14 protein-coding genes are annotated in these 16,235 nt (G+C 73.8%); 8 read left to right on the top strand and 6 right to left on the bottom strand.

What is annotated here, in order from left to right:
- The first annotated feature begins 497 nt into the window (after positions 1-497).
- The 3 genes from ABZS66_RS53455 (at position 498) to ABZS66_RS53465 (ending at position 3,885) form a co-directional block, all read left to right on the top strand.
- Entirely contained in the window at positions 498-938 is a 441-nt protein-coding gene (locus ABZS66_RS53455) for a Fur family transcriptional regulator (RefSeq protein ID WP_354771252.1), read from the top strand.
- Positions 935-3,166, top strand: a complete 2,232-nt coding sequence (katG, locus tag ABZS66_RS53460; protein WP_354771254.1) for a catalase/peroxidase HPI — start codon at positions 935-937, stop codon at positions 3,164-3,166. Before ABZS66_RS53455 ends, katG begins: the two co-directional genes overlap by 4 nt.
- Before the next feature lie 77 nt (positions 3,167-3,243).
- Positions 3,244-3,885 carry a hypothetical protein gene (locus tag ABZS66_RS53465; protein ID WP_354771256.1) on the top strand — a complete coding sequence of 214 codons (642 nt, stop codon included), beginning with the start codon at positions 3,244-3,246 and terminating at the stop codon, positions 3,883-3,885.
- Here the strand turns inward: ABZS66_RS53465 and ABZS66_RS53470 are convergent.
- The 5 genes from ABZS66_RS53470 to ABZS66_RS53490 form a co-directional block, all read right to left on the bottom strand.
- On the bottom strand, positions 3,834-4,763 hold the full coding sequence (locus ABZS66_RS53470) for a PfkB family carbohydrate kinase (RefSeq protein WP_354771258.1): 930 nt from the start codon (positions 4,761-4,763) through the stop codon (positions 3,834-3,836). The two genes, ABZS66_RS53465 and ABZS66_RS53470, sit on opposite strands and share 52 nt — an antisense overlap.
- Positions 4,764-4,845: 82 nt before the next feature.
- Positions 4,846-5,664, bottom strand: coding sequence for a carbohydrate ABC transporter permease (locus ABZS66_RS53475; protein WP_354771260.1), 819 nt, complete (start codon positions 5,662-5,664; stop codon positions 4,846-4,848).
- A complete protein-coding gene (locus ABZS66_RS53480) occupies positions 5,661-6,515 on the bottom strand; it encodes a sugar ABC transporter permease (RefSeq protein ID WP_354771262.1) in 855 nt (284 codons plus the stop codon). Before ABZS66_RS53480 ends, ABZS66_RS53475 begins: the two co-directional genes overlap by 4 nt.
- Positions 6,512-7,882 (bottom strand): extracellular solute-binding protein, encoded by a 1,371-nt coding sequence (locus ABZS66_RS53485; RefSeq protein ID WP_354771264.1) that lies wholly within the window; start codon positions 7,880-7,882, stop codon positions 6,512-6,514. The genes ABZS66_RS53480 and ABZS66_RS53485 overlap by 4 nt, the downstream gene beginning before the upstream one ends.
- Complete coding sequence (locus tag ABZS66_RS53490) at positions 7,879-8,913, bottom strand: LacI family DNA-binding transcriptional regulator (protein ID WP_354771266.1); 1,035 nt, start codon at positions 8,911-8,913, stop codon at positions 7,879-7,881. The genes ABZS66_RS53485 and ABZS66_RS53490 overlap by 4 nt, the downstream gene beginning before the upstream one ends.
- 179 nt (positions 8,914-9,092) lie before the next feature.
- Between ABZS66_RS53490 and ABZS66_RS53495 the strand changes: the two genes are divergently transcribed.
- Genes ABZS66_RS53495 through ABZS66_RS53505 form a run of 3 tightly spaced genes read left to right on the top strand, consistent with a single transcriptional unit; the run spans position 9,093 to position 12,398 of the window.
- Positions 9,093-10,091, top strand: coding sequence for an ADP-ribosylglycohydrolase family protein (locus ABZS66_RS53495; protein ID WP_354771268.1), 999 nt, complete (start codon positions 9,093-9,095; stop codon positions 10,089-10,091).
- Positions 10,088-11,119, top strand: a complete 1,032-nt coding sequence (locus ABZS66_RS53500; RefSeq protein WP_354771270.1) for an ADP-ribosylglycohydrolase family protein — start codon at positions 10,088-10,090, stop codon at positions 11,117-11,119. Before ABZS66_RS53495 ends, ABZS66_RS53500 begins: the two co-directional genes overlap by 4 nt.
- Positions 11,109-12,398 (top strand): ADP-ribosylglycohydrolase family protein, encoded by a 1,290-nt coding sequence (locus ABZS66_RS53505; protein WP_354771272.1) that lies wholly within the window; start codon positions 11,109-11,111, stop codon positions 12,396-12,398. Before ABZS66_RS53500 ends, ABZS66_RS53505 begins: the two co-directional genes overlap by 11 nt.
- Here ABZS66_RS53505 and ABZS66_RS53510 read toward each other — a convergent pair.
- A complete protein-coding gene (locus tag ABZS66_RS53510) occupies positions 12,385-13,092 on the bottom strand; it encodes a GntR family transcriptional regulator (RefSeq protein WP_354771274.1) in 708 nt (235 codons plus the stop codon). The two genes, ABZS66_RS53505 and ABZS66_RS53510, sit on opposite strands and share 14 nt — an antisense overlap.
- On the opposite strand from ABZS66_RS53510, the gene ABZS66_RS53515 reads away from it, so the two are divergent.
- Together ABZS66_RS53515 and ABZS66_RS53520 are read left to right on the top strand one after the other, a co-directional pair.
- On the top strand, positions 13,091-15,892 hold the full coding sequence (locus tag ABZS66_RS53515) for an FAD-binding and (Fe-S)-binding domain-containing protein (RefSeq protein ID WP_354771276.1): 2,802 nt from the start codon (positions 13,091-13,093) through the stop codon (positions 15,890-15,892). The two genes, ABZS66_RS53510 and ABZS66_RS53515, sit on opposite strands and share 2 nt — an antisense overlap.
- Positions 15,893-15,928: 36 nt before the next feature.
- A partial coding sequence (locus ABZS66_RS53520) for a GlsB/YeaQ/YmgE family stress response membrane protein (RefSeq protein ID WP_354771278.1) occupies positions 15,929-16,235 on the top strand: 307 nt, incomplete at its 3' end.

Below are 16,235 nucleotides of genomic sequence, written 5' to 3' on the forward strand. Positions count from 1 at the left end.
CACGCCGCCGGCGTGCGCCGTCGAGGACCTGATGGTCCTGATGCACGGCCGCGTCCCGGCCGTGAAGGCGGCCAACATTCTGGCCGAACGCCTTCGTTGCAAGGCTTGACCTGAGGGCGGCGACTCGATGAACCGGTCTACAGCGGGGACGGCAAGAGTTCAGATTCCGGCAGATAGCGCCAAGCGCTACCTCAGTCGGGCCTCGGCTGCTCTAGGTGTTCGGCGGCGAGTGCTGGTGCGGTCCGCGGTGTCGTCGTGTCGCACGACGGGGCCCAGGTCTGTTCCGCGAGGGCGATCACCCTCGCCTCATCCGCTGTTGGCTCGGTAGGGACCAGAAGACGCCCAGCCGGCCCCACAGGCGGATGGTGGTGGCCGCGACCACGTCAGAGTCGAATTTGCGCCGTGACGGTCTGTGCTGCTATGTCCGGCTCGATGAATATGCAATCAGGCGCGGCCTAAAAGTTGAACCGTTCCAGAATGCGGCATATGTTGGGATTGTGGGGTTCGACGGTGAGGCTCAGCTGCGGGCCGTCGCGCTGCGGGTGACGCGGGTGCGGGTGGCCGTGCTCGCGGCCGTCCGGGAGCACCCGCACGTCAGCACCGGCCGGGTGATCTCGCTCGTGCGCGCCGATCATCCAACGGTCTCCCACCAGGCGGTCTACGATGTGCTGCGGGCGCTCACCGGCGCCGGGCTGGTGCGGCGCATCGAGCCTGCCGGGGCGGCCGCCCGTTACGAGTCCCGGGTCGGGGACAACCATCACCACGTCGTGTGCCGGTCCTGTGGCGCGATCGCGGACGTCGACTGCGCCGCCGGCCACGCCCCCTGCCTCACCGCCTCGGGCGGCCACGGGTTCGTGGTCGACGAGGCGGAAGTCGTGTATTGGGGCCGCTGCCCCGACTGCATCGATCGATCCGCCAATTCGGAAGGAAGCCGATGAGCGACACCCAAGACCGCTGTCCGGTCGCGCACGACTCCGTGACCGCCCACGGCAGCAACAGCGAGAACCCGGCGATCGACGCGCCGACCCCGAAGTCCGGCGGCCGTCCGCGCACCAACCGCGACTGGTGGCCCAACCAGCTCGACCTGTCGGTGCTGCGCGCCCACTCGTCGAAGAGCAACCCCCTGCGGCCGGGGTTCAGCTACGCCAAGGAGTTCGAGAAGCTCGACGTCGAGGCGCTCAAGCGGGACATCACCACGGTCCTCACCACCTCGCAGGACTGGTGGCCGGCCGACTTCGGCCACTACGGCGGGCTGATGATCCGGATGAGCTGGCACGCCGCGGGCACCTACCGCATCCACGACGGGCGCGGCGGCGCCGGCGACGGCGGGCAGCGCTTCGCCCCGCTGAACAGCTGGCCCGACAACGCCAACCTCGACAAGGCGCGCCGGCTGCTGTGGCCGGTGAAGCAGAAATACGGCCAGAAGATCTCGTGGGCCGACCTGCTCGTGCTCGCCGGGAACGTGGCCCTGGAGTCGATGGGCTTCAAGACCTTCGGCTTCGGGTTCGGCCGCGAGGACGTGTGGGAGCCGGAGGAGATCTTCTGGGGCCCGGAGGACGCCTGGCTGGGTGACGAGCGGTACGTCTCCGAGAAGGAGATGGTGGCCGGCGTCGGCGCCACCGAGATGGGCCTCATCTACGTCAACCCGGAGGGCCCCCACGGCAACGCGGACCCGGTCCAGGCCGCGCACTTCATCCGCGAGACCTTCGCCCGGATGGCGATGAACGACGAGGAGACCGTCGCCCTCATCGCCGGCGGGCACACCTTCGGCAAGACCCACGGCGCCGGCGTCGCCGACGACCACGTGGGCCCGGAGCCCGAGGCCGCCCCGCTGGAGTCGCAGGGTCTGGGCTGGCTGAGCAGCTACGGCAGCGGCGCGGGCGCCGACGCGATCACCAGCGGCCTCGAGGTGACCTGGACCGACCGGCCGACCCGGTGGAGCAACCGCTTCTTCGAGATCCTCTTCGGCCACGAGTGGGAGCGCACGACCAGCCCCGGCGGCGCCAAGCAGTGGGTCGCCAAGGACGCCGAGGCGATCATCCCGGACGCCTTCGACCCCGCGCGCAAGCACAAGCCGACGATGCTCACGACCGACCTGTCGCTGCGCGTCGACCCGGTGTACGAGCGGATCTCGCGCCGTTTCATGGCCGACCCCGAGGCGTTCGCCCTCGCCTTCGCCAAGGCGTGGTACAAGCTGCTGCACCGCGACATGGGTCCGGTCAGCCGCTTCCTCGGCCCGTGGGTGCCCGAGGCCCAGCTGTGGCAGGACCCGGTGCCGCCCGCCGGCCACCCGCTCGTCGGCGCCGCCGACGTCGCCGCGCTCAAGGCGAAGCTGCTGGAGTCTGGCCTGTCGACCGCCCAGCTGGTGTCGACCGCGTGGGCCTCGGCCGCGAGCTTCCGCTCCACGGACAAGCGCGGCGGGGCCAACGGCGCCCGGATCCGGCTCGAGCCGCAGCGCGGCTGGGCGGTCAACCAGCCGGAGCAGCTCGCGCCGGTGCTCGCCACCCTGGAGGGCATCCAGCGGGAGTTCAACGCGTCCGGCACCGCGCGGATCTCGCTCGCCGACCTCATCGTGCTCGCCGGCTCGGCGGCCGTGGAGCAGGCGGCCCGCGCCGCCGGCGTCACCGTGACCGTGCCGTTCCACCCGGGCCGCACCGACGCGACGCAGGAGCAGACCGACGTCGAGTCGTTCAGAGTCCTGGAGCCGCGCGCCGACGGGTTCCGCAACTACCTCGGCCCGGGTGAGAAACTGCAGCCCGAGGTACTGCTGGTGGACCGCGCCTACATGCTGAACCTCACGGTACCGGAGATGACGGTCCTCCTCGGCGGCCTGCGTGCGCTCGGCGCCAACGCGGGCGGCACCGCCCACGGCGTCCTGACCGACCGCCCGGGCGTGCTCACCAACGACTTCTTCGCCAACCTGCTCTCCCCGGGCACCCGCTGGAAGGCGTCGACGACGGACGAGCACGTGTACGAGATCCGCGACGTGGCGACTGGCGAGCCGAAGTGGACGGCCACGGCGGTCGACCTCATCTTCGGCTCCAACTCCCAGCTGCGGGCCCTGGCCGAGGTCTACGCGAGCGAGGACGCCCGCGAGCAGTTCGTGGAGGACTTCGTCGCGGCCTGGACCAAGGTGATGGACCTGGACCGCTTCGACCTGCGCTGACCCACCGCACCGGCGGGCGGGCCGGTCGATCCACCGCGGACCGACCCGCCCCGCCGGCGGGCCGCTACCGTGGCGCGATGGGAATGTACCCGCAGTACAAGGAGATACCCACCGACCTGCTCGCCCGGGTGCTCGAACGCCCCGACGACGCGGCGTGGGTCGACGGCCTGCTGTTCGAGGCCGGTGATCCGGACGCGGGTACCGCACCGGACTGGAGCGCGGCGGCGAGCCGCTCGGCCCTGGCCGACGAGGAGCTTCACGCCCGCTTCACCTGGCCCCGCCTGGCCTTCTCCGCCGAGCAGCGGCGCTCGCTCGGCGGCCTCGACCTCGGCAAGTACCCGGACCCGGACTGGTTCGGCCACCTGCTCGCCGCGGCCGGCACCCCGGAGCGGTTCGACCTGACGGGCGTGCTCAGCGACGACTGGGACGAACGGCGCGCGGCCTGGGAGACGATCGTGGAGGTGCCGTTCGAGGCCGCGCACCACAGCGCCTACCGCCGGGGCGACGTCGAGTACGGCTTCCACACCGACGTGCCCTGCTACGGCATCAGCGGCTACCGCACGGCCGAGGACCTGACCGTCGTGTGGGCCACGATCGAACGCGTCCTCGCCGCCCACCCCGAGCACGCCGGCCGCATCGTCGAGCAGTTCGAGGCGGACGTCAGGTACTACCACGGCTGCGTCGCCCGGGGCAGCGCCGACCTGAGCGTGTGCTGGTAGCCCGACGCCGCGCGGGTGTCGACGGCCCCGGCCGTGGGCAGGTTGCCGCGGGCGCCGAAGGCCTCCGTCGCCAGGGCACCGGCCGCGGCGGCCCAGCGTACGGCGTCCGGGAGCGGGCGTCCGGCGGCGAGGGCGACGGCCAATGCGGCCGTGAAGGTGTCGCCCGCGCCGGTCGTGTCCACGACCCGCGCCGGGGCGGGCGGCACCGCAACCGGCGGGTGGCCGCGGGTGTGCAGCTCGCAGCCGGCACCGCCGCGCGTGACGACGACCGCGCCCGCGCCCGCGGCCAGGAGGGCCGCGGCGCCGCCGAGGGTGGTCAGTTCGCCCTCGTTCGGGGTGACGACGGTACAGCGGGAGACCAGCGACGCCGGCAGTGGCCGGGCCGGGGCCGGGTTCAGGATCATCGGCCGGCCCCGGCGGTGCGCCGCCGCGGCGGCCGCCTCGATCGCGGGCAGCGGGACCTCCAGGGAGGCGACGACCGCGGCCGGGCCGGCGACCGCGTCCAGCGCGGCGGACACCCACGCCGGGGTCAGTGTGGTGTTCGCGCCGGCGACGACGGCGATCGAGTTCTCGCCACCGTCGTCGACCAGGATGAGGGCCACGCCGGTGGGGCCGGGCACGGTCGCCAGGCCGCCGAGGTGGATGCCGCGGGCGGCGAGGTCGGCGCGGGCGGCCCGGCCGCGGTCGTCGTCGCCGACGGCGCCGACCAGGTGGGTGGTGGCGCCCAGCGCGGCGGCAGCGCAGGCCTGGTTGCCGCCCTTGCCGCCGTGGGTCTCGGCGAAGCGCTCCATCACCACCGTCTCGCCGGGGCGGGGCATCCGGCCGCCCGCGGCGACCAGGTCGATGTTGACCGAGCCGACCACCACCACCGTGCTCATGCGTCCTCCGCTTCGCTCCGGCCGCACGAGCTCCACACCGAGCCCATGATGAGCGGCCTCCGCCGCTGCGCTCCGGAACCGCTCATGCGCTCATTCCCGTGTTGGCCAGGCCCTCGGTGAAGCGGCGCTGGAGGGTCACGAAGAGCACGAGCATCGGCAGCAGCATGATCAGGCCGGCGGCGGCGTTGAGCACGCCGTTCTGCACGTAGCTCTGCTGGAACGCGAAGAACGTCGTGGAGACCGGCATCGCCGCGTCGGACTGCAGGAACGTGACCGCGAACAGGAACTCGTTGTAGGTCGACAGGGCGGTGACGAGGGCGACGGTCAGCACGCCGGGCAGCGCGTTGGGCAGCACCACCCGCGCCGCGATGCGCAGCTCGCCCGCGCCGTCCATCCGGGCCGCCTCCTCCAGCTCCCGCGGCAGCGTGAGCAGGAACGCCCGCAGCAGCAGCGTCGCGAACGGCGAGAACACGGCCACATAGATGATGACGAGGCCGAGGTGCGTGTCGTACAGCCCGGCGCGGGTCCAGATGTAGAACAGCGGCACCAGGAACATCTGCATCGGCAGCGAGCTGCTGATGAGCAGGTAGCTGAGCACCACGCCGCCGCCGCGCAGCTGGAGGCGGGCCATCGCGTAGGCCGCCAGCCCGGCGACCACCACCGTGCCGAGCACCGTGCCGGAGACCAGGATCAGGCTGTTGAGCAGGCCGCGGCCCATCGCCGCCTGGGTCCAGGCGTCCGCGAAGTTCGACCACAACAGCTGCGAAGGCGGGCCGAGCGGGTCCTCGGCCAGCTCGGCCTGGGTCTTGAACGCCGCGAAGACGAACACGATGACCGGGCCGATCGCGAAGGCGAGCAGCAGCCCGAGGACCAGCCACCCGATCGTGAGCCGGGATCTCACGCCTCCCACCTCCGGAGCTTGCGCAGGATCTGGTACCCGACGACGACCACCGCGCTGAACAGCGCCATGACGACGCCGATCGCGGAGGCGTAGCCGGCCTCGAGGTTGCTGAACGCGTTGCGGTACAGCAGGGTGCTGAGCAGGTCGGTGGCGCCGGCCGGGCCGCCCTGGGTGAGGATGTAGACGAAGTCGAAGGCCAGGAACGACCAGATGACCGTCTGCACCACCAGGAAGACCATCGTCGGGCGGATGCTCGGCAGCGTGATCGACACGAACTGCCGCCACGGGCTCGCGCCGTCGAGGGCCGACGCCTCGTAGAGCGCCGGCGGGACCGACTGCATCGCGGCGAGGAACACGACGACCAGGAAGCCCCAGAACGCCCAGGTGTTGACGACCGCGACCGAGCCGAGGGCGAGGTCGGGGTCGCCGAGGAAGTTCAGGCCGAGCAGGCTGCCGAGGCCGGCGTCCGGCGACAGCAGGTTCTTCCAGATCGCCGCGCTGACGACGCTCGCCACCGTGTAGGGGATGAAGTACGCGAGCCGGAACAGCACCTGGAACCGGCGCACCCGGGCCAGCAGGTAGGCGCCCAGCAGGCCGAGCGCCATCGGCATGAGCAGGCTGACGACCGTCCACACGAGGTTGTGCCACAGCGCCGAGCGGAACTCGGGGTCGCCGGCCATCCGGGTGTAGTTGTCCAGGCCGATCCAGTTCGCGCCGCCGATGCCGGACCAGTCGGTGAAGGAGTACCACACCGCCTCGGTCGCCGGCACGAGGATCACCGTGGCGTTGACGGCGACGAGTGGGAGCATGAAGAGCCACGCGATGAGCGCGGCCCGGCGCCGACGGATCACTGCGGCAGCGGCGGGACGGCGCCGGCCGTGAGCTCGCTGGTGAAGAGGCTGTCGATCTCCTTGCAGTAGTCCTGCGGGCTGAGCGCGCCGGTGATCACCTTCTCCCAGCTCTGGATGATGTACGTGTCGGTCTTCGGCGGGAAGAACGTCCACGTCGTGTAGCCCACGTCGGTGGCGGCGGCGATCGCGGCGAACAGGGTGGAGGTGCGCTTGTCCATATCGGCCGGGAAGTCGGCCTGGGAGATCTTGATCGGGGCGAGCCCGAGACCGGCCGCGGACAGCCCGGCGGCCTGCCGCTTCGGGTCGGACAGCAGGAAGTCCACCAGCGCGGCGGCCTCGTCGAGGTGCTTCGAGCGGGCGTTGACGGAGAAGGTACCGCCCAGCGACAGCTCCCAGATCTCCTGCGGGACGCCGTCGCGCAGCGAGGGGATCGCGCCCCACGCCCACTCGGAGCTGTTGCCCGCCTCCTTGCCGAAGAACGGCGTGATCTCGCCGAGCCCCCAGGTGCCGGTGAAGTTGAACAGCGCCTTGCCGGCGGCCAGCTGCTGGTACTGCGAGCTGAAGGTGTTGGTGAAGTAGCGGTCCACGCCGCCGCCGTACCAGCCCTTCGTGAAGTACCCCTTGAGCTGGGTGACGGCGTCGACGAACACGGCGTCGGTGAACTTCGCCTTCCCGGTGAGCGCCTGGCGCATCGCCTCGGGTCCGGCCGCGTGGTTGAGGATGATCGAGACGTGCCACTCGTTGGCGCCCTGGTAGTCGGCGTTGCCGGCGGCGACCGGCAGGATGCTCTTCCCGGCGGCCTCGGCGCACAGGGCCTCGAACTCGGCCCGGGTCTTCGGGTAGGTCCAGCCGTGCTGGGCCAGGGTCGCGGGGTTGTAGAAGCACAGCAGCGACTCGTAGTTGGACGGCAGCGCGTACAGCTTGCCGGAGATCACGCCGGTCTTGAGCGCCCACGGCAGGACGCGGTCGTTCCAGCCGAGCTTCGCCGCGAAGTCGTCGAGCGGGGCGAGGTAGCCGGCGTCGGCGTAGGCCCGCACCTGGGCCGGGCCGGAGGCGAGCACGATGTCCGGGCCGGCACCGGCCGCGAGGGCGGTCTGCACGAGCCGGTCCATCGTGTCGAACTGCTTGACCGACAGCGTCACCGGGGCCTTCGGCCGGGTCGCGTTGAACGCGTCGACGATGTTGGCCCGGAACCAGTTCTCGGCGTCCTTGGAGGCGAAGCCGGACCAGTACTCGAGGTTGCCGCTCGAGGTGCCCGACGGGCCGTTGCCGCCGGCCGCGCAGGCGGCCAGGAACGCGGCCATGGCGCCGCCGGCGCCGAGCCGCAGGACCCGGCGGCGGGACAGGCCGTGGTGGTCGATGGTCATGAAGAGCTCCTCTGGGCGGGGAGGGTGATGGCGGGTGCCGAGTCGCGGACCTTGAACGCGCCCGGGACGACGATCTCCCGGGCCGGTCCGTCGAGTTCCCCCGTGATGCGCTGGAGCAGGAGCCGACCGCAGACGGTCCCCTTCTCGTAGGCGCGGTTGTCGACCGTGGTGAGCGCCGGGCGGACGAGTTCGGCGGCGTCGATGTCGTCGAAGCCGACGACGGCCACGTCGCCGGGCACCTCACGGCCGGCCCGGTGCAGGGCGTCGAGGACACCGATCGCGCTGAGGTCGTTGGCGCAGACCACGGCGTCGATGTCGAGGCCGCCGGCGAGGGCGGCCGCCATCTCGGCGCGCGCGCCGAGGCGGGTGTAGTCGGACTCGAGGACCAGCCGCGGGTCGAGAGTCAGGCCGGCGCCGAGCAGCGCGTCCTCGTAGCCGAGGCGGCGCAGGTCGGACGGGCCGACGCCGGGGCCGGCGCCGACGAACGCGATCCGGCGGCGCCCGGAGCGCAGCAGGTGGCGGGTCGCCTCGGCGACGCTGACCCGGTCGTCGCCGACGACCCGGTCGCCGAGCTGCGGCGCGGGCATCGGGCCGAGCAGCACGACCGGGGTGTCCGGGTCGAGCAGCTCGGCGAGGGTGTCCGGCGGGGTGCGGAACAGGTCGATGATCAGCCCGTCGACGCTGCGCGCGAGCATGTCGCGCAGGAACGCCGCCTCGCGGGCCGCGTCGCCGTCGGTGCTGCACACCACGACCTGGTAGCCGGCCTCGCTGATGGCATCCTGCACGCCGCGCGCGACGACGGGGTAGAACGGGTTGGTGATGTCGGGGATGACCAGCGCGACGGTCTGGGTCCGCTGGGTGCGCAGGCCCTGCGCGAGCATGTTGGCGCGGTAGCCGAGGCGCTGCACCGCGGCGTCCACCTTCGCCTTGACGTCCTCCGAGACGGGGCGCCGGCCGCTGAGCGCGTGGGACACGGTCGTCGGGCTGACGCCGGCGGCCTTCGCGACATCGGCGATCCGCGGTCGGGGCATGCTCGCTCCTCGGGGATTGCAAAACGATTTGCACGGTACCGCGGATCGATCCGCGGTCAGGGCAGTGTGAATCGCCGGTTGTGTGCGTGTCAACGCCGGATTGCTCGGACGTTCGGCCGAGGTTTCCTGCCCGCCCGGGGCGGTTGGACGCAAATCCATTTGCGCCTACTGTGACCGGCATGAACGACGTGTTGCGCGACCGCATCCGCGGCGCGGTGCTCGGGCAGGCCATCGGCGACGCCCTCGGCGCGCCGACCGAGGGCATGACCCGCGCCGCCATCCGGGCCGCCCACGGACGCGTCACCGGCTTCCTGTCCGACGACCCGGCCGGCACCGACGACACCGAGTACGCGGCGCTCACCGCGCGGATCCTGCTCACGCACGGCCCGGGGCTGACCCCCGAGGACGTGTCGGCCGCGTGGGAGCGGACGCTGACCGGCCAGGAGGGCGGGTTCGCCGGCGGCGGCTTCTCCGAGATGGAGGCCATCCACAACCTCGCCCGCGGGCTGCGCGCCCCGGCGACCGGCACCGACAACCACGAGCAGTGGAGCGACGGCTCGGCGATGCGGGTCGCGCCGATCGGGGCGTACTGCGCCGGCGACCCGGCCGAGGCGGCCCGCCTCGCCGGGATCGACGCCCAGGTCAGCCACGCCCGCGACGGCATCTGGTGCGGGCAGGCGGTGGCCGCGGCGGTCGCCGCCGCCACCGTGACCGACGACTGGCGGGCCGTCGTCGACGCCGGCCTGGCCGCGCTGCCCGCCGACTCCTGGTCGGCCCGCCTCGCCGCCCGCGCGGTGGCCGTCGCGACCGGGCCGGGCGACGCCGAGGCGCGCTACGACGAGCTGGAGCGGCGGATACCGATCCTGCACTACCCGTGGGCCGACGTCGCGCCCGAGGCGACGGCCCTCGCGTTCGGGGTCTTCGCCGTCGTCGAGGGCGACTACGTCGAGGCCGTGCTCGGCGGGGTCAACATCGGCCGCGACGCCGACACGATCGCCGCCATGGCCGGGGCGATGGCCGGCGCGCTGCGCGGCGCCGGTGCCATCCCGGCCGCCTGGTCGAGCCGCATCACCGAGCTGCGCGGCAGCTGCATCCGGGCGACCGCGGGCGTGCGCCTGACCGAACTGGCCGACGAGATCGCCGACGCGGTCGCCCACCGAGAGGAGCAACAGGCGTGACGCTGCTGGACCGGGCCGAGGGAGCCCTGCTCGGGCTGGCCGCCGCCGACGCGGCGAGCTTCCCCGCCCTCTACCACCGGGAGCTGGCCTTCCCGCGGCGCCGCCGGCTGCTGTGGACGCAGGCCCTCGACGGCGACGCGCAGCGGGTCAACAAGTTCCCGCTGCCGTTCAGCCTGAGCGGCGACCCCGCGGCGATGGCGTTCGGCCCCACCGACGACGCCGAGCAGGCCGCGCTGGCCGCCCGGGTGCTGCTGACCGGCGGTGACCCGTTCGACGCCTGGTGGGCGATCGTCGAACCGCAGCGGGAGGCGTTCTGGGGGTCGGTCGCCGACATCTCGGCCGTCGCGAACGCCGCCGAGGGGCTGCGGCCGCCGCACACCGGCAACGACAACCCGCACCACTACGACGACTCCTCGGTCGTCCGCGCGGTGCCGGCCGGCATCCGCCACGCCGGCGACCCGGACCGGGCCGCGGAGGTGGCCCGCGAGTTGGCGCTCATCACCAACGCCGACGTCGGCGTCGACGGCGCGGCCGCCTTCGCGGCGGCGGTCGCCGTGCTCGTCGGCGGCGGCCCGGCCACGGCCGCGGTCGACGCCGCCCGGGTCCACGTCCGCGCCGACTCCTGGCTCGGCCGCAAGCTCGCCGTGGCCGAGCGGGTGCTCGACGGGGCCGGCGGCCTGTTCGCCGCGGTGCCGGGCTGGACGGACGAGGTCGGCAACGCCGAGTACAACTTCGGCAACGCCGTCGCCGAGACCCTGCCGCTCGCCCTGCTCATCGCCCGGGACAGCCGCAGCTTCGCCGAGGGGCTCGGGGTGGCCGCGCTCGTGCCGAAGCAGGCCGACACGATGCCGGCGATGGTCGGCGCGCTGCTCGGCGCGGCGCACGGGGCGGCCGCGCTGCCGGCGAGCTGGACCCGGCCGGTCGAGGAGCTGCGCGGGATCTGCGTGCCGTCGACCCGCGGCGTCCGGCTGCGCGAGCTCGCCGCCGCGCTCCTCACTCCCGCTGAGGGGGCCTCCGGTGCCGCATGACCCGATCGACCCCGACGACCTGCTGACCCACCAGCTCGCCGCCCTGCGCGAGACCGGGGTGACGGTCCCTGCGGTGCCGGCCCGCGCGCGGCTGGCGGCGCTGGAAGAACTGGTTGTCGACGGTACCGCCGCAGAACCCTCCACATTGGACGGCATCACGGCCGCCACGGGCACCGTCGCCGACCTGCCTGTCGACCCCTCGACCGTCGCCGACCGGATCCACGCCGGCTGGCTGGGCCGGTGCGCGGGCAACGGGCTGGGCAAGCCGTTCGAGTCGGCGCTGTGGACGCCGGCGCTGATCCGTGACTACCTCGAGACGGCCGGCGCGTGGCCGCTGACCGACTACGCCCCGGTGCTCGACCCGATGCCGGAGCACTTCGTCCTGCGGCAGGACTGCTACCGGACCACGACCCGCGGCAACGTCGACGGCGTCACCCGGGACGACGACCTCGACTACACCCTGCTCAACCTGCTGCTGCTCGAACGACACGGCCGAGGGTTCACCACCGCGCAGGTCGGCGCGCTCTGGCTGGAGCTGCTGCCGTTCGGCAAGACGTTCACGGCCGAGGCGGCGGCGTACCGCAACCTGACCAACGCGGTGCCGGTCCCGCAGACCGCGACGGTGCTGAACCCGTACCGCGAGTGGGTCGGCGCGCTGATCCGCGCCGACGTCTTCGGCCTGGTCAGCCCGGGCCGCCCGGCCGAGGCGGCCCGGCTCGCGTTCGCCGACGCCCGCCTGTCCCACGTCCGCAACGGCATCTACGGCGCGATGTGGGCGGCCGCCGCGGTCGCCGCGGCGTTCGGCGCGTCCGGCCCCCGTGAGGTCGTCACCCGCGCGCTCGGCGTGGTCCCGCCGGCGTCGCGCCTGCACGCGGCGCTCACGCATGTGCTGGACCTGCACGCCGCGGGCGCCGGCTGGGACACGGCGGTCGACTGGATCCACGGCCTCGACTACTACTACGTCCACACGATCAACAACGCCGCCATCGTCGCCGCCGCCCTGCTGTGGTCGGACGGCGTCTTCACCGACGCGATCGGCCTGGCGGTGAGCGCCGCCTACGACACCGACTCCAACGGCGCGACGACCGGCGCCGTCGCCGGCGTCCTGGCCGGCACGGCCGGCATCCCGGCACACTGGACCGGGCCGCTGCACGACCGCCTGACGAGCGCCCTGAGCGGCCACGCCACGGAGTCAATCACCGACCTGGCCGCCCGCACCCACCGCCTGGCGGTGCAGGAGGAGCTCGCCGGTGCGACGGTGGTCGTCATGGAGGAGTGACCGGATCGGTCTCACGGTCCGTCAGGCGGGCCATCAGCAGGGCGCCGGTGGTCTCCAGGTGGGTGCGCATGGCCCGCTCGGCGGCCGCGCCGTCGCGGGCCAGGACGGCCTTCACCACCGGCTCGTGCTCGGCGTGGATCTGGGCCAGGGTGCGCCCGCCGGCCGTCGTCGGCGGGCCGAGCAGCGCCGTCGTCGAGCGGAGCTGGGCCACGATCGTCGCCGCCCGCGCGTTGCCGGCCGTGCGCAGCAGCAGGTCGTGCAGCGCGCGGTCGGCCGGCCAGAAGGCCGCCTCGTCGCCCCGTCCGGCCGCGGCCGCCATGGCGTCGAGGGCCGCCCGGATCGCGGCGTGCTCCTCGTCCGTGCCGCCGCGCGCCGCCTTGCGGGCCGCCGGTGGCTCGAGGGCGAGGCGGATCTCGACGATCTCCTCGATGTCGTGCGCGCGCGGCGGCAGGACGGTGAAGCCGCGGTTGCGCCGGATCGCCACCAGGCCCGCCTCGGCCAGCCGCAGCAGGCCATCCCGGACCGGGCTGCGGGAGACCCCGAGCAGCTCCGCGAGCTGGTAGACGGAGTAGGTCCGGTCGGGCACGAGCTCGCCGGACGCTACGCCGTCGCGCACCGCCTGGGCGACGGCGTCGGCGAGCGAGGGAGCCCCGGTCGGGAGGCGCAGCGACGGCACGAGTAACATGTTACTCATGAACGACGTGGTGGCGGCGCTGGAGGCGGCCGGGCTCGAGGTCCGCGCCGACGCCGGCACGCGCGGCATGTATGCCTCGGACGCCTCGCTGTACCGGATCCTGCCCATCGCGGTCGTCCGGCCGCGGCACGCCGACGAGGTGGCCGCGGCGCTCGCCGTCGCCCGGGAGACCGGGGTGCCGCTGACGTCCCGCGGCGCCGGCACCTCCGTGGCCGGCAACGCGGTCGGGCGGGGCATCGTGCTGGACTTCTCCCGCCACCTCAACCGGGTCCTCGCCGTCGACCCCGAGGCCCGCACCGCCGTCGTCGAGCCCGGCACCGTCCACGCCGTGCTGCAGAAGGCCGCCACACCGCACGGCGTGCGCTTCGGGCCGGACCCGTCGACCCACCCGCGCTGCACGATCGGCGGGATGATCGGCAACAACGCCTGCGGCTCGCGCTCCCTGGCCTACGGCCGGACGTCCGACAACGTGGCCGGGCTGGAGCTGCTGACCGCGGCGGGGGAGCGGCTCGTCACCGGCTACGACGAGGCCGGCAAGCCGTTCGCCCGCGGCGCCGGGCCGGTCGTGGCGGCCGCCCGGGCGGTGCTGCAGCGCCACCTGGCCACCGCCCGCACCGAGTTCGACCGGTTCGGCCGCCAGGTCTCCGGCTACGCCGCGCACCACCTGCTGCCCGAGCGCTTCGACCTCACCCAGGCCCTCGTCGGCTCCGAGGGCACCCTGGCCGTCATCACGCAGGCGACCGTGAAGCTGGTCGTCGACGCCCCCGTGCGGGTCGTCGTCGTGCTCGGCTTCCCCGACATCGTGGCCGCCGGCGAGGCCGCTCCGGCCGTGGTCGCGCACGGCCCGACGTCCTGCGAGGGGCTCGACTCGCGGCTGCTCGACGTGCTGCGGGCGCGGCGCGGCCCCGGCGCCGTCCCGGCCCTGCCGCGCGGCGGCGCCTGGCTCTTCGTCGAGCTGGCCGGCGACGACGCCGGCGAGGTCGAGTCGCGGGCCCGGCGGCTGGCCGGCGACGGCATCGGCGCCGACGCGCTCGTCGTCACCGACCCGGCGGTGCAGGCCCGGCTGTGGCGGATCCGCGAGGACGGCGCCGGCCTGGCCGGGCGCGCCCCGTCCGACCGTCCGGCCTGGCCCGGATGGGAGGACGCGGCGGTACCGCCCGGGCAGCTCGGCGCCTACCTGGCCCGCTTCGACGAGCTCGTCGCCACCTACAAGCTGACGTCCGCCCCCTTCGGGCACTTCGGCGACGGCTGCATGCACGTCCGCCTCGACTTCCCGCTCGACGCGCCGGACGGCACCAAGGTGCTGCGCGACTTCCTCACCGACGCCGCCCGGCTGGTCGGCGAGTTCGGCGGCTCGCTGTCGGGCGAGCACGGCGACGGCCGGGCCCGCTCCGAGCTGCTGCCGCACATGTACTCGGCCGACGCGATCGCCCTCTTCGGCGGGATCAAGCGCGCCTTCGACCCGGGCAACGTGCTCAACCCCGGCGTGCTCGTCGACCCCGACCCGGTCGACGCCGACGTGCGGCCCGCCGGCCGTTTCCCGCTCGAGGCACTCGCCCTGGCCTACCCGCACGACGGCGGCGACCTCGCCCAGGCCGTGCACCGCTGCACCGGCGTCGGTAAGTGCCGCGCCGACAACTCCGCGGCCGGCGACGTCATGTGCCCGTCGTACCTGGCGACCCGCGAGGAGAAGGACTCCACCCGCGGCCGGGCCCGGGTGCTGCAGGAGGTCGTGCGCGGCGAGCTCGCCTGGTCCGACCCGTCCGTGCACGACTCGCTCGACCTGTGCCTGTCGTGCAAGGGCTGCGCCTCCGACTGCCCGACCGGCATCGACATGGCCACCTACAAGTCCGAGGTGCTCCATCAGACGTACCGGGACCGCCGCCGCCCCCGCTCGCACTACACCCTCGGCCGGCTGCCCAGGTGGGCCCGCCTGGCCGGGCGGATGCCGCGGCTGGCGAACCTCGGCGTCCGGCTGCCGGTGCTCGGCCCCTTCCTCCTGTGGCTGGCCGGCGTCGACCGGCGCCGCTCCGTCCCGGCGTTCGCCCGCCGGCCGTTCCGGCGCACCTTCCGCCCGGCGACCGGTGGCGGGACGCCGGTGGTGCTCTTCGCCGACTCGTTCTCCGACGCCTTCTCGCCGGAGGTCGCCGAGGCCACGGTCCGGGTGCTGCGCGCCGCCGGCTACGAGCCGCGGCTGCCGTCCGGGTCGGTGTGCTGCGGCCTGACCTGGATCACCACCGGGCAGCTGGACGCGGCGAAGCAGATCCTCGCCCGCACCGTCGCGGCGCTCGCGCCGGACGCCCGCGCGGGCGTCCCGATCGTCGGCATCGAGCCGTCCTGCACCGCCGTGCTGCGCTCCGACATCCACGAGCTGCTGCCCGGCGACGAGGATGCGGCCGCGGTCGCCGGTGCCGTGCGCACCCTCGCCGAGCTGCTGGCGCAGACCCCCGGCTGGACCCCGCCCGACCTGTCCGGCACCGAGATCGTCGCCCAGCCGCACTGCCACCACCACGCCGTGCTCGGCTGGACGGCCGACGCCGACCTGCTCCAGGCCGGCGGCGCGAAGGTCCGCCGGCTGGCCGGCTGCTGCGGCCTGGCCGGCAACTTCGGCGTCGAGATCGGCCACTACGAGGTCTCCGTGGCCGTGGCCGGGCAGCAGCTGCTGCCGGCCCTCGACGCCGCCCCCGACGCGGTCGTGCTCGCCGACGGGTTCTCCTGCCGCACCCAGGTCGCCGACCTGCGCCACCGGCCCGCCGTCCACCTCGCCCAGCTGCTCGACCGGGGTTTGCCCGGCGACTGACGGGGCAGGGGCTGCGGGAGCGGTTGGAGGTTCCACATGACCATCAGCGGCATCATCTCGGCGCTCATCGTGGGCGCGATCGTCGGTGTGCTCGGCCGGCTGGCAGTACCCGGCAAACAGGCGATCCCGATCTGGCTGACCGTCGCCATCGGGATCGTCGCGGCACTGATCGGCACCGCCATCGCCCGGGCGTTCGGCTGGGCGAACACCCCCGGCATCGACTGGCTCGAGCTCATCACGCAGGTCGTTCTCGCGGCCGTCGGGGTGTGGGCGGTCGCGGGGTTCTGGTGTCAATTCATGTCCGTAGTCCCGTACGAGAGCTCCGAACATCGTGTTGTCTGGA

The organism is Dactylosporangium sp. NPDC005572, assembly GCF_040605515.1.
Lineage (GTDB): Bacteria > Actinomycetota > Actinomycetes > Mycobacteriales > Micromonosporaceae > Dactylosporangium.